The following is a 22,110-nucleotide window of genomic DNA, read 5'->3' as shown; positions in this document are numbered from 1 at the left end:
TTACTGAGTCACATTACCTGCTGCATCGCGTTTTACTTTCATGCCGGATACCGGAATGTAGCCCAGTTCCTTAACGTCATTTTGTTGAATTTCATCGCTGAGCATGTAGTCGAGGAATGCTTTTGTTGCTGCATCCGGCTCACCTTTTGTATACATGTGCTGGTAAGCCCATACTGGATATGTTCCTGCTTCTACGTTCTCAACTGTAGCTTCAACACCGCCGTATTTCAGAACTTGCAATTTGTCATCCAGGTAAGACAGAGCCAGGTAACCAATTGCTCCTGGAGTCTCAGATACCAGCTTCTTAACTGTACCGGAAGAATCTTCTTGGATTGAACCTTGAATATCCTCTACTTTCGTTCCCAGCGCGAAGTTTTCGAAAGTTGCACGTGTACCGGAGCTACTTGGACGGTTAACGATAACGATCGCTTGATCTTTACCACCAACATCTTTCCAGTTCGTGATTTTACCGGAGAAAATATCTACCAGTTGTTCTTTTGTCAGATCCGTTACACCTGCATCTTTGTTGCTTACTGGTGCAATTGCTACAACTGCTACCTGGTGGTCAACCAGTTCTTTAGCTTTTGCTTCGTCTTTCAACTTCTCTTCAGCAAATACGTCAGAGTTACCGATCGTAGCTTGTCCGTCAGATACTTGAGTCAGACCTGTACCACTACCGCCGCCTTGCACTTGTACCGTCACGTTCTTATATTGATCAACTGCCATAAATTTTTGTCCAGCTTGCTCTACCAGAGGCTGCAGTGCTGTTGATCCAACAGCAAGAATGTTACCGCTGAGTTCAGCAGCAGTATTATCTCCTGATCCATTACTTGCGGCACCATTTGTAGTACCTGCGTCGTTTTTCGATCCGCATGCTGCAAGCACCAGTACGAACGTTAAGGTCATCAAAATAAACGGCAACTTTTTAAACATTTTTTGTTTTCCTCCCCCAATGTAGTGATGGCGTTTTGTGAATTTGTGTGATCACCATCAACTCTTTAATCATTGTAGTTTCGTTATGTCATCTGAAAATCAATGTTTTGTAAACGCAATGTTAAAAATGTGGGCTAGGGATTAAATACGAAACATACGAAATATAATTTTGTGCGCAGGTGGCCGCTTCGGGAACGGACGTTGTTTCAATCGCTGTTACCCCCGGATATATTTGATTGTATATTTAAGAGGAATACATCCGGGGATAAAGGCGAACGCTCCGCTTTTCCACAATCGTTCCGTTCCCTCCGCTGCGTCAGCGCTCATCTGTTTCTAAAACATTTATATTCCTAGCTAAGGCTGAGGGCAGTAAAAGAACCACTCCGTGCTGGGCGTTCCGGTTACGGATCATTCTTCCGATCGCTGTTGTCTCCAAATCGTTATGGATTTCATTTTTCATATGTAAACATTCGGAGACAAAGGCGAGCGCTTTGCTTCTACAAGATAAGAATGTTTTTTCTTTCTAACTATAAGAAACGTAGAAGTTGATCAAAAAAAGGCGCCTCATATGATATGTATTACACATATCATATGAGGCGCCTTTTCATTTCTATCTCTATTTGTAAGCTCGATGCTTATTGTTATCCCAAGATCCACAGCCATACTGCTAAACCGGCCAATGTAATCAACAACGTTGGAATGGTTAGAATAATGCCTGCTTTGAAATAATATCCCCATGTAATCTTAACACCCTTACGGGACAATACATGCAGCCATAACAAGGTTGCAAGTGACCCAATCGGCGTCATCTTTGGACCTAGATCCGAGCCAATGACATTGGCATAGATCATAGCTTCCTTAATGATACCCTCGGTGTGTGCACCTTGAATGGCGAGCAGATTAATTAATACCGTTGGTAAATTGTTCATCACGGATGATAATACCGCAGCGGTCAGGCCCATACCTAGCGATGCTGCGAACAGACCATAATCCGCTATAGCATCAAGCCAGCTGCTCAGATGATCCGTTAATCCAGCATTACGCAAACCATAAACAACAATGTACATCCCTACCGAGAAGACAACAATAGACCAAGGTGCTTCCTTAACCACCCTTTTCAAATCCACCGCTTCGCTCTTGCGTGCAAGTATACCGAAAAGCAGGGCCACCGCACCTACAATAACGGAGACTGGAATCGGCAGAAATTCACTGGAAGCGTAAGCTACCAATAACAGCCCCAGCATAAACCATGCAATCTTGAACACACGTGGATCACGGATGGCTTCCTTGGGGTCACGAGCGGCCGTGACATCATACGTCTGCGGGATGCTTTTACGATAAAACAAAAACAACATCGCCGTACTCGCTGCAATAGAGAACAGATTAGGCACAAACATACGTATCGCATACTCTACAAATGTAATGCCAAAGAAATCGGCAGAAACAATATTCACCAGATTGCTGACCACGAGTGGCAATGAGGTCGTATCCGCGATGAAACCACTTGCCATGACAAATGCCAGCACCATGCGCTCATCAAACTTTAAAGCACGAACCATTGCCAGAACAATCGGTGTCAGAATCAACGCAGCGCCATCATTGGCAAACAAGGCAGACACCGCAGCCCCCAGTAAAATAGAATAAAGGAATAATTTACGTCCGTTACCTCCGGCCAGCCGGGCCATATGAAGGGCAGCCCATTCGAAGAATCCAGTCTCGTCCAAAATCAATGAAATCATAATAATGCCAACAAAGGCCAGCGTAGCATTCCATACAATCGAGGCCACATCCGAAGCATCATTGAAACTAACTACTCCTGCTGCCAGGGCAAGGATTGCCCCTGCTGAAGCGCTCCAGCCAATGCCGATGCCACGAGGCTGCCAGATCACCATCGTAATGGTCAAAACGAATATTAATATTGCTACATATACCATAGTTCCTCCTGCTGTCCTGTACAATTGCCCGTAAGAACCAGACGATATATTTATACAGGGACGCAAGAGGAATGTCTATATTTATTTTTTGCTATTATTTTGATAATGGTTGGTTGACCCTTTATGGTCAGGATTTGCTATTATCTTTTGCGGGATCATCCATCATTTTGAACATACCCAGCAATCCTTGTAACTGTTCAGCCATACTATTCAAATGTGCAGAAGACGAAGCAATTTCCTCAACAGAAGCCAGTTGTTCTTGCGATGAAGCCGATACAGATTCGGTACTCGCCGCAGATTCCTGAGTGACGTTCGAGATATCCGTCATCGTTTGAGCCACATGAGAGGCGCCATTCTCCAATTGTTTCGTCGTTTCGGATAGTTCATCCAGCGTATGAACAGCATCCTCCACCGCTTCACGAATTTGGGCGAAGGATTTTCCAGAAGTATTTACAGCCTGTATCCCCTCACCGACACGGCTTTGGGCAGCATTCATCGCTGTTAGGGCAGAGTCCATGTCCTGACGAATATTATGCACAAGTTCACCAATCTGAGCCGCGGAACTACCCGATTCTTCAGCCAGTTTGCGTACCTCTCCAGCTACGACTGCAAATCCACGTCCTGCATCCCCTGCTCTTGCTGCTTCAATAGATGCATTCAGTGCGAGAAGGTTGGTCTGTTTCGAGATAGATGCAATGACATCAACCATACTACCGATCTCAACTGAACGGGCATTAAGAGACTGCACAACATCTCCTAACCGTTCTACCGTTTCCTGGATGATATTCATCTGTTCAACAGCTTCTCCCGCTGCTTCATTCCCTGAAGATGCTGCCCCGGATGTATTTCGCATCGCTGTGGTTATAGATTGTACACGCTCTGACATCTGACGAACGTCTTCTGCCATACGGCTCATCTGTCCAGAACCGTCCTTCACACTATTCACTTGTTGCTCTGCACCCTCGGCCAATTCTTGGATCGCCATAGTTGAATGTTCGATGGCTTTGGTTGTTTGGTCCGCACTCGCAGACAACTCTTGTGAAGAAGCAGATACTTGTTCTGCTGTTTCCTGCACACCCAGAATCATCATGCGTAAGTTATCCACCATGCGTTCAAAGTACTTCGCGAGTTCACCCACTTCATCTTTACGTTTACTATCCATCTTCACGGTGAGGTCGCCTTTACTTACAGCTCTTGCATTTTCCTGCAACCGTTTAATCGGGCTCACTAACGAACGAGTGAACCAGATAATAAAGATAAGGGCTAGGAACACAGAAGCCAGAAGAACGATAAGCGTAGCAAGTCTTATTTCCTTACTTGCGTCGGTGACTTCACTCTTGAACATCGTACCTGCAATTTTCCAACCCGTTGCTTCATTCGTAGAGAAAATCATGGTTTTGGAACGGCCTTCGTAATCATAGTCAAATTGACCTTCCTTGCCATCATACATCTGATCCAACACGCCGCTCTTTTCCTGTGTACCTACTTCTTGTACAGGAGAAACAACAACATGTTTATCTTTATCCAGGATAATAACGTACCCTTCTTGACCAACCTTAATCGCAGCCTGATCCCGTAGCTCGGTCAAATCAAGTGACAAACCAATTACAGCGGATTGATCCTTAAGCGTTTTGGAGATAAAAACAACCGCTACGCCATCTGTATTTTTGGTGACAGGTGAAATAGCAACCGTACCCGGCTTATCCATCGCGAGCTTATACCACTCACGCTCTCTTGGATCATAAGCTTCTCCTCGCTGGCTACTCTCTGTTGGCTTGCCGCGAACCATGACTCCTTCTGTCGACCCTACAAAAATATTTAAAGCATCCGGATGCAGTCCCAGATACTGAGCAAGCTTGGTTTGAAGCTCCGTGCTATCATCTTCTCCTTTGATCAAGGACGGTTCGAGTGAATCCGAGAAGAAATTAATGTCAAAAATCTTGTTATTAACCTGACTTTCCACAATCTTATTAGCCGTACTTACGCTCTGAAGGGCACTGTCTTTCAGTTGTCCTTGTACTGTATCCTCCGCGATATACAAAGACACCAAGCCAATTGCCAAACTTGGTACCAAAAGAACAACCAAAAAAGAAACGAGCATTTTATTGCGGATATTCCAGACAAAAGCTTTCTTTTTACTTTTCTTTTTGTTCTTAGTCTCTTTCAATCGGTTCTCCCCCTCATATTATGAAGCCATTCTCCCAGCTATGTATGAACTTCTATTGGTCTATACTATATATCGGCTAATGACGGAATTTTTTTGAATAAAAACAAAGTTCAAAACAAACAAGTCACTTCAAGGGGAAAGTGACTTGTGCTGTCATGTTAATGTTGAATATTAGTGTTTAGTCCAAATGTGAACTGCAGTTATCTCGCTTCTCTGTACGATGGATCTGAATATGGACCATCGGGAGGTTGTGCTGCGGGTTTACCAAAATAATATCCTTGTGCAAGTTCAATTCCAACCGATCGGCAGAAATCAAACTCCTCCATTCGTTCGATCCCCTCGGCAAGCACTTTGCCTCCAAATCGATTGGATAACTGAACAATGTTCCTGATCTTCTGTTGCTTCACTTCATCCTGATCACAATAGTCAATCAGGCTGCGATCAATTTTCACAAAATCCGGCTCTAAGCGGTTCATTAGTTCGATCGTCGAAAATCCAGCACCTACATCATCCAATGCTACAGACATACCGCGAGAGCGATAAACTTCAAAAATATGTTGCAATGTAGACAGTTGCTGGATCTGTTCCGTTTCCACGACTTCAAAAACGAAATCTTTCGGATCGAGCGAGAGACGTTCTATCGCCTCAAATGTATGTGTCAGGCAATATTCGGGGTTATAAATAGAGGAAGGCAGGAAATTAACAAAACGTTTCACACCGCGAGGCAGATATTTGGCGCTTGTCTCAATGGCCTTAATACGGGCAGTACGATCCAGAAACGAATGCAGTCCCGTTTCGCGAGCTACTTCAAACAATTCATAGGAACTAAATGCTCTCCCATGTTCAGCCGGACGAAGCAAAAACTCATATCCGATAATGCACTGTGAGACATCTACAATCGGTTGCATATAACTGGTAAACTGGCGTTCTAAAATAGTAGAAACGATATCAGCATATTTGATTCTGGCATGTTGCATGGATAGACTAATCCACTCACCCTCATAATCATCGGTGAATGGTTCCGTTACAGACTTTAACTGAACGGCCAGCGAAATCGACAATATCTTCTCCATATCTATAATCTCTTCCATCCGATCCTGTAACTCCTGTACCTCTGAAAAATGGAACCAAAGCATCTCTTCTGAATAATCAACATGCCTTCCCTTGGTTTGCAGCGCTTCCAGCAAAGCAGGGGAGACGGGACGCAGGTACAACGTACCTTGGCCCTCTATCGGATAGATTGGACTGCAGCCACTGCAATTCATGTAGAACCCCCTTGCCAGTTTATCAAGCTACATCATTAATGTTACCAAGTTTTATACCCAAAGTTTGTAAATAGTATATCATGGGTCCAACAATTAATCTCTAATGTTTTAATGACTTCCTATATGAGGTATACAGAAACATTTGTATTCCGTCTTGCCACAAAAAAGACCAGCAGTCTGATGACTGCCAGTCTCTCGTCTATACCCTTTATTAGACTCTATGAAGCAGGAATGACAATTTTTTGTCCAACTTTCAGGTTATACACATTGGTGATTTTGTTTGTTTTGGCAAGGACACGCCAGTCTACACCATGTTTTAAACCGATGCGATACAGGTTGTCCCCTTTTTGCACCACATATACGACTTTATGGTTCGTAGCTGGTTTCTCAGGCTGTGGTTTTGGTGCTGGTACAGGTTTTGGTGCCGGCGCTGGTGTTGGTTCGGGTTTCGGTGTCGGAGCCGGGCTTGGTTCAGGTTTTGGTGTTGTTGCTGCCTCACCTGTCAGTTTCAATCCGTACTCTGCGAAGCCATCTTTATTGGTACCAATAAAAGACATGGCCGGATTGGCTTCTACCAGATCCTTCGCATCCGGGGAAGAAGCAAATACCACCTCAAGGTCATTCAGCGCTGCCGCTGTTACACCAGCAGAAGGTTTAATTGGTGCCAGTGACCAGTTGCCATCCGCTGTCGGGTTAATCGTTTTGTTCTCACGGATATAGTCGATAATCACTTGACGGTTCTCATCCGGTGCAGCCAGAACGATACGTTTACCGTCCGGGTTAGCCAATTTGGATGAAGATGCACGATAGTTATTCGTTGCTACGATGAATTTTTGTGCTGGATCTACCGGCTTGCCTTCGAAGCTCAAGTTTTTGATCCGGCTAGCCGATGCATTAACCACTGTCGCTTTACTATCGTACTTAGCTGGTTGTGTAACATCAATCTGGTAGGTTACACCATCGATAACATCAAAGTTATACGTTGGGAAATCCATATTAATTAATTGTTGCTGACCGCCTTTAGCTGGATCAATCTGGTTAAATTGGCCTGCTGACCATTCTAACCACTCTTTCAATTCGGCACCATTCACCATTACAGCGTGTACCGTGTTTGGATATACATAAAGGTCTGCCACGTTTTTGATGGCAATCGTACCTTTAGGAATGTTCGTGTAATACGAAGCACCAGAACGTCCACCTGCTTTGAAAGGTGCACCCGCAGACAGGACTGGGACATTCTCATAGTCAGTGCCTTGCAGTTTCTTTTCCACGTACCATTTCTGTGCATTCGTTACGATCTGAATGGATGGGTCATCCTGCACCAGAGCGAAGAAGCTGTTGATCGGTGCTGTCGTTTCGCCAACGGGACCACGTACATATTCCAGTGTGCCTTCGTGCTCGTCATGGACAGCATCAACGATTGCCTGATCCGCATCTACCAGCGGTTTTTTGTTCGCTGTATCGTAGATTGGACGTGCTTCTGTTTTGGAATCAACCACTTTCCATTTACCGTCCACTTGCTCCAGGTCCAGATCAATGATTCCGAGGTGATCACCCCAGAAGCCAGGCTCGACAGCAGGAACACCATTGATTGTACCCTTCTCCAGATCTACTCCTTTTTTACCTTTAAAGTCTGCACTAGGGAATACTTTGTGGGCATGTCCAAACAGAATGGCATTAATGCCTTCCACTTGGCTCAGGTACAGCACGGAGTTCTCCATCAGGTCGGTTTGCGGAATATCCTCGAATCCCGAGTGAGGGATCGCTACGATAATATCCGCACCTTCCGCTTTCATCTTCGGAACAAATTTTTTCGCAGTAGCGATGATATCCTTGGCAATCACCTTACCTTCAAGGTTAGCACTGTCCCATTGCATGATTTGCGGCGGCACAAAGCCGATCACACCCACTTTAATGGTATGCTCCTTACCATTTTCATCCGTTACTTTTTTGTCCAAAATTTTATAAGGAGTGAAGTAGTTTTTGTCATTAGTTTCATCTTTGTCACCATCGTCTACATAAACATTGGCATTGATGTAAGGGAAGTTTGCCCCCTCCAGCGTCATGTCAAGGAAATCGAGACCATAGTTGAATTCATGGTTACCGATGTTGCCTGCATCATAATCGAGCAGATTCATCGCCTTATATACAGGGTGAGTTTCACCCTTTTTCAGAGGATCAATCTTCGCAACATAGTCTCCCATCGGGTTACCCTGGATCAAGTCACCGTTGTCGAACAACAAGCTGTTCTTCGCTTCCTCACGGGCTTTCTTGATCAGTGTAGCCGTTTTGGCCAGTCCATATTGATCCGTCGCTTTGTCTGAATAATAGTCATAGTTGATCAGGTTGTCATGAATGTCCGTTGTTTCCATGATCCGCAATTTGACTTTGGCCGCATCGGCAGCCGATACAGGTACTGGAAATACCGCAAGCACGTTAAATGCAACGAAAGCGGCAGTCAGGCTTGATAATAACTTCTTACTTTTCTTCAAAAATAACCCCTCCCGGTTTATGTACATTAAATCATGCAATACCGCAAATACAGGCACAGAAAATAATAGATTTCATGGGTTGTGCGTACTGATGATCCAATGAGCACTCATCGGCGTCTTCAGGTAAGTTTATCTCACATGAACATCTATTCATATCTGTGCGTGTATTTACACATCAAATCATAACGTAATGTTAAAACAATGAAAAGCATTAATTTTTACGTTATCCGCACATAACTAGTCTAATTTACGTTTTCATGCGTGATTTCGACATATTTTGCAGTGAATAAGGAAAGGGTTAGGGTATAATTACTCAAAATCACGTATATTACATCAATGTTACATCAAGTGCATATCTTGCTGTTTTGAGATAAAATTAAAAACCGCGAAGCCTTAGAAAAGGCATTCACGGTTGAACATTCTCTATATTTTCGTCGTCTGACAACGAGTATTCGCCAAGATAATTTGGTAATTGGCTTTACCTTGAAGCTACGCCTGAATTTATTGCTCCCACACATGATGCTCATGGTCTTTGCCTGTATATTCTATGCGAGCTGGGGTAATATCCAAGATTACATAGTTGGGATCATTAGGTCCATCGAACCATGCCTTCAACTCATCATTCCACACTTGCTCACGCAAGGATTCATTTTTAGTGACCTCACAAGTACCCTCGATCTCCACCACTTCCTTGGTGCCTCCGGCTTCGTAACCAAGCAGAAGACTAACATTTGGATTGTTCTCCAGTTCCTCTACTTTGTGCGTCTGACGGTTGGTTGCCAGATGAATATTCAGCCCATCATTAAAAATAGCCATATAACGGGACTTTGGCTTGCCATTCTCTACGGTGGAGAAACTGCAATACGGGTTGTTTTCCAAAGCCTTCACAATGTTTTGTTCCAATTCGTTCTGGTTCATGGGAGTTGCTCCTTTCGGGATGGGGGAGTGTTTGAAAGCTTGGCTTTGATGCTAGCTACCAACATAGTTATGCAGTGTGACCGTTACAGTGACGAATCGTTCTTTCGATCGCTGTTATCCCCGGATTTATTATTGAATATGGTTTAATGGTAAATAATCCGGTGATAAAGGCGAGCGCTTCGCTTCTTCAGAATCGACTTCGTCCCTTTCACTACTTCTGCAGTTCTTTCATTGGTAGAAGCAGTTTCAAAGCCCAAAAGCTTTGAACTATTCTTTTAAGATTAATTGTATACAATCTATGTCTCTAACAGTCGACACAGATTCCTAATGACACAATGTACAGATGTATATTTAAGCACGATTCCTTTAACATACGCCTGTACTTATAGTGTACCCGCCTCACCTATGATGAATCCCTGAACCAGAACATATGCATGACAATTTTGAGAATGTTAACTTAATTAAGGTCTCCAAGGTAAATGCGTTGCTCTCCCTTTTTCAACAGCAATTCACCGATGGTTTTGGGATACAGGCGGATGTTGGACAGCTCCTCGAGCGCAATCCATTCTACAGCAACCTGATGATCATCCGGGTTAGAGCCTTCAAAGACTGAAGCTTTTGGATCAACCAGACTGCACTCGAAATAAAACTCCACCTGATGGATATCTGCATCCCACTCAGCAAACTCATGATTGGCACCGATGTATTCCCGGATATGTAATAGCTCACCTACCTGCACCGCCTGTCCAATCTCCTCCAGACATTCCCGAGCTACCGCATCTTTCAGTTCTTCACCCTTCTCCTGCCCACCGCCTGGAAAAACATAAGCATCACCATACTGATCTTGTAGACGAATCAGTAACAAACTTCCGTCCTGAACAATGACCGCTTTGGCCGAATTCCGTATCGGTTTCATGGTGTACAACTCCTCCATTCTCCATCTTTATCTCGCTTCATATGCTGTCAGTGCAACACCCTCGGCTTCCAGCATGCGACGAATCTCTTGAGCAAACGTAAGCGCATGTGTGCCGTCACCATGGATGCAAACTGTATCTGCTGTAATGGGAACTAAGGTTCCATCCGTAGATACGACCACTCCGTCTTTAACCATGCGAATCACCTGAGCCAGTGCTTCTTCAGATCGTTCTATGAGAGCACCTTCGTGACTGCGAGGCGTTAATCTGCCATCAGAGGTATACGTCCGATCTGCAAATACTTCATTCACGCCGCGTACACCGATTCGCTGAGCTTCCCTGATCAGCTCACTGCCTGCCAAACCATATAAATAAAGCTCAGGTTGCACCCTATAAACCGCTTCGGCAATAGCCTCAGCGAGCTTCGAATTGGTTGCCGCCATATTATAAAGTGCTCCATGTGGTTTTACATGATGCAGATGTCCCCCTCTGGCATAGACAAAAGCCTGCAAAGCCCCAATCTGATATACCACCATGTCGTAGGCTTCCCGTGGTGTAATCTCCATATTTCGTCTTCCGAATCCTTGCAAATCAGGCAACCCGGGATGTGCGCCAATGGCTACCTGATGCACGATTGCCCGTTCTACCGTCAGCCGCATGACGGAGGGATCACCCGCATGGAATCCACAGGCAATATTAGCCGATGTGATCAATGGCATCATGGCTTCATCGGAATTCATCATCGTCTGATAAAAACCATAACTCTCACCAAGATCACAATTGATATCCAGTGTATATGAAACGCTCATGATATCACCTCCATTTCGGCCATTTTCCTGCGAATCAACTGATCCAGCAGTCTTAAGTTCCGCTCACGTTCGATGTAGAGATCACGCGCTTCTTCATGCGTAATCTCTGCAAAAGAAACGCGACTTCCGGGCCTGGCCTGAGCCAGAATGGGCAAATCAACCGCAGCTACCTGTGCAATCACAGGATATCCTCCAATGGTCTGGTGATCCGCCATCAATACGATAGGCTGCCCATCCGCAGGTACCTGCACCGTGCCAAAGGTGACCGCCTCGGATAAACGATGCAATGGCCGATCCAGCTCCAGCCGTAACCCCTGCATCCGGTATCCCATACGATCAGATTGGGGAGAGATGAGGTAATCTTCGGTACCAAATCGATCCAGGCTCTCTGCGCTGAATTCCGCACAGTCTTGACCTTGCATCACTCGAACGACAGCTTTACCGTAATAGTTGGGTCTCTCCCGCTCTGATAATAGCCATGCCGGAGCGACCATGGATTTGTTATCACCTAATTGTTCTTCCATAAAACGCATCCATTGTCGAACCTGATCTTGGATGCTTCCCGTATCCAGGACATCTGCCGCACGCAGAGCTCTCCCATGAAAACCACCAAACCCGGTCTTAACATCCGTACTACGGCTGCCCATTACTTCTGGTACATCGATCCCGCCAGCAAACGCCAAATATGCACGCAGGCCATGCCGGCATGCGCCAAACTTCAATACACTGCCAGCCCGCAACAGCACAGGGCGCCACAAAGGTACAGGCTGCCTATCTACCGTGGCACTGAGATCTGCACCACATAGCGAAAGCAGTTGATTGGTTCGCACTTGCAGTTCCGGCCCAGACATCGTGATTTCAAGTACTGCATCGTGCCGAGAGTTACCGACAAGTATATTGGCTGCTCGCGCCGCGAACATGTCCATTGAACCGCCTACGGGCACACCATAACGGCGATACCCGATTCTACCTTCATCCTGAACGGTTGTTAACAAGCCAGGACGAATGATCTGTATACTCATCACTCCTCCTCCTTCCGCGCCAGTTCCAAGTATTCTTGCATCGTAATGGGCTTGAAGTGAACAAAGTCTCCCGCTTCAAGCAGACTTGGAGGATTCGTTTCCGGACGGAAAAGACGGATAGGTGTCCGTCCAATACACTGCCACCCACCTGGTGTCGTTATCGGATAGATCCCTGTCTGAGAACCACCTATGCCTACCGTCCCCACCTCTACTTGAAGCCTCGGCGTTACCCTCCGTGGCGTGGCTATTTGTTCAGGCAGTCCTCCTAAATATGGGAAGCCGGGGGCAAATCCAATCATATGTACCAGGTAATCAACCGATGAATGGATCGCTATGACTTCCTCTATTGTCAGCCCATGTTCGTTAGCCACATGTTCCAGATCCGGCCCGAACTTTCCGCCGTAACATACCGGAATAGTCACAATCCTAGGAGAATTCCCCATCCCAATGGACTTCAAATCTTTAGATTCGTCATTGAGTTGACGCAAATGTTGTAGCAGAAGCCCACATGTGTCCTCATAAGACGATATCCAAGGATCGTAAAACAATGTGACAGACAAGTAAGAAGGCACCCAATCCACCGCAGCTGTCACAGATCCCTTTTCCAAAAGAGCACATACTGACACCACTCTCTGATGTACCACCTCAGACAGCGACTCGCCGCAGCGAATTACAATTCCACGCTCTCCGAGTGGAGATAACCTGTCCTCTGTCCAGTTATAGGAGATTGTGTCCATGGCTTTACCTCACTCCAGATGCGCACTGCAATTGTACAATTCACACTGCCATGCCTGATCCCGATGGTTCACCCGTGTAATGGAGGTGTTCCCCAGCTTCACGCTGATATCCAGTTCCGGTACCAGTGCCCGCAATGTATTACGAAGCACAGCCCCGTGACTCACCACGATGACTCGTCCATTCGGATGTTGCCGAAGGATATCTTCTAACGCCGCTTTCCCTCGGGAAGCACCTGTGTCCGGTTGCTCTTTTCCTAGATCGAGCAAACTCCAATCTGCTCCCCATTTCGCGACACGTTCCTCTTCTGTTGTACCCTCCACCTGACCTCCGCCCATTTCACGTAATCTCGGGTCGAGATGAATCTCCTGAATACCAAGCCGATCTGCGATAACACGAGCCGTTTCACTTGCCCGCTCCAAGTCACTGGCGTAGATGGCATCCCAGGATTCCTCCGCCAGCCTCGCCGCTAACAAAGCCGCCTGTTCTCTGCCCTCCTGATCAAGCGGGTTGTCTGTCTGTCCCTGCGAACGTTTTTCTTTATTCCATGCCGTACTGCCGTGACGTATCAACGCAATTTGTGTCATCGTTTGTAATCCCTCTTTTCTCTAAAACTCATTCAAGCTCGTCCTCTGTAAAATGTTTTCTGGTCTTTGGTTTCAAAAACTTGCCTTCGTTATAAGTATTTGACCCATTTCTGGGGATAGAAAGACTATCCCACGACGTTTCTTTTAACATTTTGGCCGTGTGCACAATCTGCCCCACATGGTACGGATAATGCGCCAACTGCCGCATAATCGCCTCCATAATGGTATGGCCCTCATTCCGAATATATATGATCTGAGACATGTGATCCGGAGTAAACGAACGCAGCGCTCCCAGCAGACAGTCCCAGCCCTCTTCCCACTTGGCAAGCAACTCTTCCCTCGTATGAAAATCACCCACAAATTCGGCATCACGCTCACGCCATGGCTTCTCACCATCCGTTGTCAGCACATCCGTCCAGCGGGATCGCATATTGCCCCACAAATGCTTCACGATGACTGCAATGCTGTTGGTGTCCTCGTTCCATGTCTGGAACAACTGCTCCGTCTCCAATTGCTCCATTGCGCGTTCACCAAGCTGCTTGTAGTAAAGGAACTGTTTCTCCGCTGTTTCCAAAAAAGCCTGATTCATGTCCATCCGTCTTACCCCCATTTCAGAAAGTTATGCCGGGAAAGAAAACGTGCCGTCTGCATTCGGTTCAAATTTCAATACCTTACTTACTGCATCCAGATTCAACTCTCCATAGATGTGTGGAAACAGCTCATTTAATTCATACAAACCTTCATAGACCAGCTCTGCCTTCAACGTTCTCTCTTCAATCCCGAGCAGCAACAGGTCGGTACGTCCCGCATAATACTGTTCAGCTACCCATGGAATCTGCTCTGCGGTGGAACAATGAATAAAGCCGTCCGTTTCTAAACTCTCTGGTGCATATGTGTCTCCTTTGGACACTTCCTCCCATACGGAACGGGAAATAATGCTATAGATCATAAGGTTTCCTCCTTGGTCGCTGTAAGACAGCTCATGTTAATCTAATATTATAGATCATCCCGGATGCGGGCGTACATTTTCTGATCGGTAAACACACCTTTAATTTTCAACTGCTTGCGTAGCAGACCTTCCTGCACCATGCCCAGCTTTTCCATCACACGCGCAGAGCCGATGTTGCCCGCATTGCATTTACCTTCCAGCCGGTTACAGTCCAGTTGATCAAAGCAGTAATCAACGATAGGTTGCATAGCTTCCGCGGCAAGCCCCTTGCCCCAATAGGCGCTACCAATGGCGTACCCCAGTTCCCCGCTCTGCATGAATTCATCCAGATGGAAAATGCCACCTCTTCCAATCAGCGTTCCCGTTTCTTTCAGCACAAAAGCCCAGAGATATACCGTTTTTTGCTCATAGTTTCGCAGCACTCGCTCCAGATAACCGATGGAATCATCCTTGCTTTGATGGCACTGCCACAAGCTTTGCTCACTAACTTTCGGGTCAGATGCAAATGCATAATATTCATCGAGGTCATCCATCGTAAGACGTCTGAGGTACAACCGTTCGGTTTCAAACTCAGGGGATGCTGCAAAAAGTTTATCGATATTCATTCAGCGTACCTCCTATTTATGAATTGACTCTATAAACGTATAAATCTAGTCAAGATAAAACGGTCTATAAAATAAACACATAATATGCCGATTAGGTATCGGATTAAATCATTGACTAGAAATCCACGACCCAATATCAGAGCTCCCAACAACGTCGAACGCAGATCGTTCAGCCAAGGTACCTGAATCATTTGAGAGAATTCAACGCCCCAACTGAATATAACACTGATCCAGACTGCTCTCGCACGGCTCAAGTGAATGAATACCATACGTACGCCAAAATAGATCATGCCTGCCCATAGCGCATCTCCAAAATGCTCATACATCCATTTCGGCAAAACCGCTCCATATGTTCTGGAAGCTAGTCCCGCTGCCATCGTGATGATCACGGCGATGAAGTAGACCCATCTATTTTTAATGGACAGCCCGTTCTGATGCTTCACAGCCGTCCATCCAGAACCTTTAAGATGAATTCGGTTTTGGCAGTGGTATACGATTCTCTGTCGTCTTTATTCTCATCTGCAAGCTTGATTTTCAGTTCGGCGTAGGCCTTCACCAAATCCGGCCGAGATCTCAGTGCATCCCGAAACCGGATCTGTCGCTCCCAGCGTTCCTCATCTGGACGCATGAGATGCAGATGCACAGCTCGTTTCCCATCTTTAACTTTGACCCAGAATCGTCTGTATTCCCGGCCATCCAGTTCAGGCGGAACGTAGTTCCAGCCTACAGGGTTCAACTGCTCGGCAATGCGCTCCATGTCATCCCAGGACTGCACCTTCCCCATCAGATCAATAATTGGCTTGGCAGACAAACCAGGTATGGATGTGCTCCCTATATGTTCGAATGTATGTATTTCCAGGTGTTTCAAAAGCTCTCTTAACTGCGCAATTTCTTCCTCAGCCTGCGCACTCCAAGCGGGGTTAGCTCCTACAACTTCTACAGGTTCCGTGGCCCATGCAGGCCAATTCTCCGGGTTCATCTGATCGGTCATTTCCATAATCACTCCTCGAAGCTCGATTCTATGTTCAAAAAAGGAGACGCATAAGTACGCCTCCCTCATAGTATACATGGATTCAATTCGATCTGATCAACACTTATATGGAAAAAGGGAACATTATTTTACCGTCACAGGTATCGTCACTTTTTTATTGCCCCACTTCGCGGTAATGCTTGTTTTACCTTTGGCTACAGCAACGATTCTGCCATTTGTTACGGTGGCGATATTCGGCTTAGAACTGCTCCACACCGCACTTCCTGTCACCATCAACGTTTTCCCTGTATCATACTGAGCCATTACCCCTAGAGCCGAGCTGGACTGCGGAGACAAAACCAAACTCTTCTGACCCATAATCAGCTTCTGGAGGGTAGGTACTACGTTGACTTGTACAGTAACGGTCTGACCCTGATACGTACCAGTCAAGGTGGCTTGTCCTTCGTTCATCCCTTTGACCGTACCATTTTTCACTGCTGCCACGCCGGGATTGGATGACGTCCATATCACAGATCTGGATAGATTGACTGTTTTGCCACTGGAGTACGCCCCCATCACTTTAAGTGGGCTAGATTTTTTGATCGTTAACTGGATTGTTGCAGGCTTAACCTCTATCTTGCTAATGGTGTCTGTCACCGTTATCGGTACTTTAACGAGAGTCGATCCGTACTTCCCTTGCAGTATCACTTTACCAGGAGTGACGCCTTTGATCTTTCCGTTCTCAATCACAGCCAGATTACTGGACACCGTCCATACAATATCGGATGTGACCTCCTCTTCCTTGCCATTAGCACGCGTAATGCTGACTTTCGGAAGCGTGCCTTCGTTTCCTTTTACAAACGTATACGCATTAGGTGAAGCCTTGATGCTTTTGATTTTATCCTGCACCTGAACAACCACCTGTGCTTTAACCCCGCTCACTTGAGCAACAATCGTAGCTTCGCCTGCAGCGATCGCTTTGACTTTACCTTTTGTGATTGTCACCACAGCAGTATTGCTAGTGGACCAGGTTACTCCCCCGGTAACATCCTGTTTATGGTCCGCGCCTTCCACCGTCGCCAGCACCTGATAGGATGTAGTCTCCCCCACATTCATCTTCTGCGGACTGCTACCTGAAATCTCAATTGAAATGACATCACCTGACGCTGCCCAAACTGACGTAGGCAATACAACCGTAAGTGCGATAATTAGAGCAAGCATACCTCGTAACGACCATTTGATTCGACTCTTGTCCATGTCCAGTCTCATTCTCCCATCATCCAACCGTTTAATTTATTTTTCGCCTAATATTTTACTATCTACTATACTTTATATCGGACATTGGATGGTTAAAGTTAAATGACAAAGTGCAATGAGAGCCATTTCCACTTCACCATCCACGAAGGTACGCTCAGAAGATGAGATGGTCTTACTGATGAGAATGGCCCGCAATCGTTTTGAAAAGGTGTTGCAATCCGGAGAAATCGAAATTATTAACGAGTTTGAATGGAAGCTACATTAAGAATACAGGTGAATCATGGAGCGTATACAAACACCAGAAATACAGAAAAAAATTCAATGGGTTGTTGATCATATGTTTGAATAAAGAGGAACCCGATGCGGGCTCCTCTTTATTTGCCTCTTTCATTTCATTAAGTTGAAACCACTGTATTTCTTCTATTCACCCTGCTCATGCTCTGGCAAATTCAAGCGTTCGGCCCCGCCCATATATGGACGCAAAGCTTCCGGAATATAAATGCTACCATCTGCCTGCTGATGGTTTTCCAGCAGTGGGATCAAAATGCGCGGTGAAGCTACGGCTGTATTGTTGAGCGTATGGCAGTAGACCAACTTGCCCTCCTCATCACGGCAGCGAATGTTCGAACGCCGAGCCTGAAAATCATGCAAATTCGACGACGAATGAGTTTCCCCATATGCTTCGCGGCTTGGCATCCATGTTTCGATGTCATACTGTTTGTACGTTTTCTGAGACATATCTCCCGTACATACCGCCACTACACGATAGGGCAATTCAAGCCGTTGCAGCAATTCCTCTGCATGTCCCGTAATCTCCTGTAACATCCGTTCCGATTCCGCCGCATCCGGCGCACACAGGATGACCTGTTCTACTTTGGCAAATTGGTGTACACGGTACAAGCCCCGTACATCCCGTCCTCCCGAGCCTACTTCACTACGGAAACATGTCGATATTGCGGCCAGCTTTACGGGCTCTTTCACATCAATCACTTCATCCGCATAATAAGAAACCAGCGGTACTTCCGATGTGCCGACCAGCCATTTGTTCTCTCCTTGCAATTCATATACCTGATCCCGGCCTGTCGGGAAAAATCCGGTGTTTACCAGTGTATCCTCCCTGACCATGAGTGGAACCTCCAGCGGGGTGAATCCCTGCTTCAGCAACAGGTCCAGTGCAAGTTGCTGTACCGCCCGGTGTAACAACAGACCTGCCCCCTTCAATACATAGCTTCGCGTTCCACCGATCTTCACGCCGCGCGGAATGTCGATCAGTTCGTGCATCTCTCCCAGCTCGACATGATCTCTGGCCTCGTAGTCAAACACAGGTAGCTCTCCCACTCGCCGTAGCTCTACATTATCTTCATCCGACAAGCCCACAGGCGTATCTGGCGACACGATATTAGGCACCAGCCATTGCAGTCTGGTCACTTCCTCCTGGATTACCGCCAGCTTGGCTTCCTCTTGCTCCAGCTGTTCATTCAATTGTTTAACCTGTGCCCGCATCTTCTCCGCTTGCTCACGCTCACCCGACTGCATAAGCTTCCCGATCTCAGCCGATAGTGTATTACGCTGACGACGCGCTTCTTCCGTTTGCTGCAAAAGTGCCTTGCGCTCGTCATCCCGCTGTAGTAACACAGCAATATCAACCTTGATCTTTTTCCCGTGTGCCGCCGCCTGAACCTCTTCTGCATGTGCCCGAACCCACTTCATGTCTAACATGATCACCGTCTCCTTTGGCTAAAAAAATACAAAGAGCGCCCTCATCCCTTGGGACGAGGAGCGCTCTGCTCGCGGTGCCACCCAACTTGCCAAATCAGTTCAAATCTCCTGATCAGCCTCTTGGTCCGCGATAACGGGCGGTTCCGGTTAACTTGGGATAGTTTCAATTCGCTCCCTGGCGAAAACGCCTCTGAGTTGGATTCTCTTCAACGGCATGATCCGATCTGTAATTGTGTTTCTCAGTATATACGAAGACAGAACAACATTGCAACTCATATATGCCCGTTTACGTATCTTTCCAAAGCTGGATCAAGTACAATTGAAATAACTTCTAAAACACCAAGGGGTGATTGCTTTATGAATATGGACCCAAACCATCTGAATTCATCCGAGGGCGAAGCCGCCAAACAAAGAGCAGATGAACTTGCCCGCCAAGCCCAGCGAGGTTCATGGTTGAGCGGAGTTTTCACTACGATCATTATTGCCGCTGTGGTTATTGGTATTTTGTTTTGGATCGCTTACGCTAGAACTTCTTAAACCACAGGATTGCCCAGGAAATACTTTTGTTATGATGGATAACGATACGATGATTTAAACCGACACAACGGCTACTGGTCCCTTGAACAACTTGCCAAATACATAACGCACTAGCGGCCCGAGTACAATCAACTGATAAGGCAATGCCAGACCGAAGTTACGTACAATCGTATGAAGATACGCATTGATTACGGAATCTCCTTCTAGCTGACCTGCAGTATAGGCTGTAATGATGCCATATAAAGACATGAGCAAAACCATGCCGATTACCATGAAAAAGGACATCGTAACTACACCTCTAATTTTACTCGACTTCGCAAATGAGAAGGAAAATGTGATTTTTCTCGCTATCGGTCCCACGATGAACGACTCCACCAAAAAGGCGATGGCAAAACAGATCACAAATTGGAGCAATAGCTGCAGCACGGACATCTGACTTAACATCCCCGTATGCCATAGATTGAAGGTCATCATCACTACGACCATTCCTGTACACATCATAAGTCCAAAAATCACTTGTTGTTTCTTGCGTACTGACAATACACTCATCCTTTCTGTAACTTGGATCATTATAGACAATCGGGCTACCCTCACATAAGTGAACATTCTGTGAAAATATTTTTAGTCCAACTTATGTAGACACAATCCTGTCACTGGCCTATAATTACACCTAGTAATGCCCGTAACTTCATAGTTTCCCAGGGGAGTCGGAATTGGCCGGCTGAGAGTGTATCCCATCAAGATACTAACCCTTAGACCTGATCTGGATCATGCCAGCGTAGGAATCGGAGTATATTGCAACGGCACAGCTATAAGCTGAACGCCACTCTCTCACGCCTGCACGCGTCCCAGATTACGGGGCGCTTTTTTTGTTTTCTTTTGACATGCAGAAACAGAAAAATGACGTTATTCGGATAACCCGCGAGTATAAATTCGTCGATTTATGCAAAGGGATTGGATATGAAGCCAAGGAGTACCCCCGTGCCATCCGGCCGGACATACCGAAGGAGAGAAACACGATGAAATGGCGTAAAACGATGGGAATGTTACTCATGTGTGTGCTACTCGTTACCGTAGCTGCATGTGGTGGCAAAGAAGCCGCTCCAACAGAGCAGCAAGGTGCGACAGGTTCGGACCAAACCAATCAGGGGAGCGGTACTGCACTGAAAGATGTAAAGGTCGTGCTCGACTGGACTCCAAATACGAATCATACCGGTCTGTATGCAGCGGTGGACCAAGGTTTTTATAAAGCAGCAGGTTTAAATGTGGAGATTGTACAGCCAGGAGCCGGCGGTGCGGATACGATGGTTGCCTCGGGTGAGGTACCGTTTGGCGTCAGTTATCAGGAAAGTGTAACTCAGGCGCGTACGCAGGACGTTCCTCTTGTGTCGATTGCCGCAGTTATTCAGCATAATACATCCGGTTTTGCCGCTCCAGTGGATCGTAAGATCAAATCACCCAAAGACTTTGAAGGTAAAACTTACGGCGGCTGGGGTTCCCCAGTGGAAGAAGCGGTGATGCAATCCATTATGGAGGGCGAAAGTGCTGACGTATCCAAAGTCAAAAAGATTAACATGGGCGATGCCGACTTCTTCACAGCTGTGAAACGGGACATCGACTTTGCGTGGATTTTCTATGCCTGGACAGGAATTGAGGCTGAATTACGCGGAGAACCGATTGACATGTTATATGTGAAGGATTATGCCAAAGCGCTGGATTACTACACCCCTGTACTCGTGACCAATGAACAGACGATTCAGAAAGACCCTGAACTGGTGAAGGCTTTCCTGAAGGCCACTTCTGAAGGATATCAATATGCGATTGATCACCCTGAAGAAGCAGCGAACATTTTGATCAAAGCTGTTCCCGACCTGGACAAAGAATTAGTACTCGCAAGCCAAAAGTGGCTCAGCCCGAAATACAAAGATGATGCCCCGCGCTGGGGTGAACAAAAGGAAGACGTATGGAAGAACTACACCGACTGGATGTTCAGCAAGAAACTGCTGGATAAAGAGATTGATGTAACGAAAGCATACACCAATGAATTTTTACCACAGTAATATTAAATCTAACTGTAACCATGAACTTTGATATTTACACGTTTTGAACGAAGAGGGCAGAAAAAAATTGAAGAAGTCAACGCTTATAAGGTTTTCTAAGGAAAACCACCTCATAAGCGCGCTTTCTCTTGAATTTTTTCCACAGCTTAATGGATAAGTTGAATTTTTTGTACACAAGAAACGGAGAGTACAGAAAAAACCTGAAAAAGCGGATTTTCCCCTTTGGAAAAGGGAATC

The 22,110-nt window shown here is 46.2% G+C and carries 22 protein-coding genes and 1 riboswitch; of the genes, 3 read left to right on the top strand and 19 right to left on the bottom strand.

Annotated features, from left to right (window positions below; translation table 11 throughout):
* From ACT89M_RS02485 to ACT89M_RS02405, 17 genes are all read right to left on the bottom strand, one after another.
* Nucleotides 1-933 (bottom strand): phosphate ABC transporter substrate-binding protein, encoded by a 933-nt coding sequence (locus ACT89M_RS02485; RefSeq protein ID WP_154891424.1) that lies wholly within the window; start codon nucleotides 931-933, stop codon nucleotides 1-3.
* 641 nt (nucleotides 934-1,574) lie between these two features.
* Nucleotides 1,575-2,867 (bottom strand): arsenic transporter, encoded by a 1,293-nt coding sequence (locus ACT89M_RS02480; RefSeq protein ID WP_487344979.1) that lies wholly within the window; start codon nucleotides 2,865-2,867, stop codon nucleotides 1,575-1,577.
* A 127-nt stretch (nucleotides 2,868-2,994) separates the two neighbouring features.
* Nucleotides 2,995-5,034: a methyl-accepting chemotaxis protein gene (locus ACT89M_RS02475; RefSeq protein ID WP_253498256.1), complete on the bottom strand. Its 2,040-nt coding sequence runs from the start codon at nucleotides 5,032-5,034 to the stop codon at nucleotides 2,995-2,997.
* 200 nt (nucleotides 5,035-5,234) lie between these two features.
* Nucleotides 5,235-6,299 (bottom strand): EAL domain-containing protein, encoded by a 1,065-nt coding sequence (locus tag ACT89M_RS02470; protein ID WP_487344978.1) that lies wholly within the window; start codon nucleotides 6,297-6,299, stop codon nucleotides 5,235-5,237.
* Between the two features lie 218 nt (nucleotides 6,300-6,517).
* Nucleotides 6,518-8,791: a bifunctional 2',3'-cyclic-nucleotide 2'-phosphodiesterase/3'-nucleotidase gene (locus ACT89M_RS02465; RefSeq protein WP_090918750.1), complete on the bottom strand. Its 2,274-nt coding sequence runs from the start codon at nucleotides 8,789-8,791 to the stop codon at nucleotides 6,518-6,520.
* A 501-nt stretch (nucleotides 8,792-9,292) separates the two neighbouring features.
* Entirely contained in the window at nucleotides 9,293-9,709 is a 417-nt protein-coding gene (locus ACT89M_RS02460; RefSeq protein ID WP_090918752.1) for a pyridoxamine 5'-phosphate oxidase family protein, read from the bottom strand.
* Between the two features lie 457 nt (nucleotides 9,710-10,166).
* Nucleotides 10,167-10,625: an NUDIX domain-containing protein gene (locus tag ACT89M_RS02455; RefSeq protein ID WP_154891429.1), complete on the bottom strand. Its 459-nt coding sequence runs from the start codon at nucleotides 10,623-10,625 to the stop codon at nucleotides 10,167-10,169.
* A gap of 27 nt (nucleotides 10,626-10,652) precedes the next feature.
* Nucleotides 10,653-11,432 carry a LamB/YcsF family protein gene (locus ACT89M_RS02450; RefSeq protein WP_308722985.1) on the bottom strand — a complete coding sequence of 260 codons (780 nt, stop codon included), beginning with the start codon at nucleotides 11,430-11,432 and terminating at the stop codon, nucleotides 10,653-10,655.
* A complete protein-coding gene (locus tag ACT89M_RS02445; protein WP_308722986.1) occupies nucleotides 11,429-12,454 on the bottom strand; it encodes a 5-oxoprolinase subunit C family protein in 1,026 nt (341 codons plus the stop codon). Before ACT89M_RS02445 ends, ACT89M_RS02450 begins: the two co-directional genes overlap by 4 nt.
* On the bottom strand, nucleotides 12,454-13,191 hold the full coding sequence (pxpB, locus tag ACT89M_RS02440; protein WP_308722987.1) for a 5-oxoprolinase subunit PxpB: 738 nt from the start codon (nucleotides 13,189-13,191) through the stop codon (nucleotides 12,454-12,456). Before pxpB ends, ACT89M_RS02445 begins: the two co-directional genes overlap by 1 nt.
* 9 nt (nucleotides 13,192-13,200) lie before the next feature.
* Nucleotides 13,201-13,776, bottom strand: coding sequence for a histidine phosphatase family protein (locus tag ACT89M_RS02435; protein WP_308722988.1), 576 nt, complete (start codon nucleotides 13,774-13,776; stop codon nucleotides 13,201-13,203).
* A 28-nt stretch (nucleotides 13,777-13,804) separates the two neighbouring features.
* Nucleotides 13,805-14,371 carry a DUF1572 family protein gene (locus tag ACT89M_RS02430; RefSeq protein ID WP_253498272.1) on the bottom strand — a complete coding sequence of 189 codons (567 nt, stop codon included), beginning with the start codon at nucleotides 14,369-14,371 and terminating at the stop codon, nucleotides 13,805-13,807.
* Between the two features lie 24 nt (nucleotides 14,372-14,395).
* On the bottom strand, nucleotides 14,396-14,725 hold the full coding sequence (locus ACT89M_RS02425; RefSeq protein WP_308722989.1) for a DUF952 domain-containing protein: 330 nt from the start codon (nucleotides 14,723-14,725) through the stop codon (nucleotides 14,396-14,398).
* Nucleotides 14,726-14,772: 47 nt separating this feature from the next.
* Nucleotides 14,773-15,330 (bottom strand): GNAT family N-acetyltransferase, encoded by a 558-nt coding sequence (locus ACT89M_RS02420; protein WP_253498275.1) that lies wholly within the window; start codon nucleotides 15,328-15,330, stop codon nucleotides 14,773-14,775.
* A 29-nt stretch (nucleotides 15,331-15,359) separates the two neighbouring features.
* Nucleotides 15,360-15,773, bottom strand: a complete 414-nt coding sequence (locus tag ACT89M_RS02415) for a ribosomal maturation YjgA family protein (RefSeq protein WP_253498278.1) — start codon at nucleotides 15,771-15,773, stop codon at nucleotides 15,360-15,362.
* Entirely contained in the window at nucleotides 15,770-16,321 is a 552-nt protein-coding gene (locus tag ACT89M_RS02410; RefSeq protein ID WP_308722990.1) for a GrpB family protein, read from the bottom strand. Before ACT89M_RS02410 ends, ACT89M_RS02415 begins: the two co-directional genes overlap by 4 nt.
* A gap of 123 nt (nucleotides 16,322-16,444) precedes the next feature.
* Nucleotides 16,445-17,557 (bottom strand): Ig-like domain-containing protein, encoded by a 1,113-nt coding sequence (locus ACT89M_RS02405; RefSeq protein WP_308722991.1) that lies wholly within the window; start codon nucleotides 17,555-17,557, stop codon nucleotides 16,445-16,447.
* Nucleotides 17,558-17,672: 115 nt separating this feature from the next.
* Between ACT89M_RS02405 and ACT89M_RS02400 the strand changes: the two genes are divergently transcribed.
* Nucleotides 17,673-17,822, top strand: a complete 150-nt coding sequence (locus tag ACT89M_RS02400; RefSeq protein ID WP_186809804.1) for a hypothetical protein — start codon at nucleotides 17,673-17,675, stop codon at nucleotides 17,820-17,822.
* 155 nt (nucleotides 17,823-17,977) lie between these two features.
* On the opposite strand, the gene serS is transcribed toward ACT89M_RS02400, so the two are convergent.
* Nucleotides 17,978-19,276 carry a serine--tRNA ligase gene (gene serS / locus ACT89M_RS02395; RefSeq protein ID WP_154891438.1) on the bottom strand — a complete coding sequence of 433 codons (1,299 nt, stop codon included), beginning with the start codon at nucleotides 19,274-19,276 and terminating at the stop codon, nucleotides 17,978-17,980.
* A 357-nt stretch (nucleotides 19,277-19,633) separates the two neighbouring features.
* Here serS and ACT89M_RS02390 point away from each other — a divergent pair, with 357 nt between their 5' ends.
* Nucleotides 19,634-19,813 carry a hypothetical protein gene (locus ACT89M_RS02390; protein ID WP_090918782.1) on the top strand — a complete coding sequence of 60 codons (180 nt, stop codon included), beginning with the start codon at nucleotides 19,634-19,636 and terminating at the stop codon, nucleotides 19,811-19,813.
* A gap of 54 nt (nucleotides 19,814-19,867) precedes the next feature.
* Here ACT89M_RS02390 and ACT89M_RS02385 read toward each other — a convergent pair whose 3' ends face one another.
* The gene (locus tag ACT89M_RS02385; RefSeq protein WP_308722992.1) at nucleotides 19,868-20,362 is read right to left on the bottom strand and encodes a DUF2798 domain-containing protein; all 495 of its coding nucleotides are present in this window, start codon (nucleotides 20,360-20,362) and stop codon (nucleotides 19,868-19,870) included.
* Between the two features lie 141 nt (nucleotides 20,363-20,503).
* Nucleotides 20,504-20,616: riboswitch (TPP riboswitch) on the top strand.
* A gap of 216 nt (nucleotides 20,617-20,832) precedes the next feature.
* Between ACT89M_RS02385 and ACT89M_RS02380 the strand changes: the two genes are divergently transcribed.
* Nucleotides 20,833-21,873, top strand: a complete 1,041-nt coding sequence (locus ACT89M_RS02380; protein WP_154891477.1) for an ABC transporter substrate-binding protein — start codon at nucleotides 20,833-20,835, stop codon at nucleotides 21,871-21,873.
* The last annotated feature ends 237 nt before the right edge of the window (nucleotides 21,874-22,110 follow it).

The organism is Paenibacillus sp. NN59, from assembly GCF_057597225.1.
The sequence above is the reverse complement of the archived record's forward strand: the minus strand, read 5'-3'. Positions and strand labels throughout refer to the sequence as shown.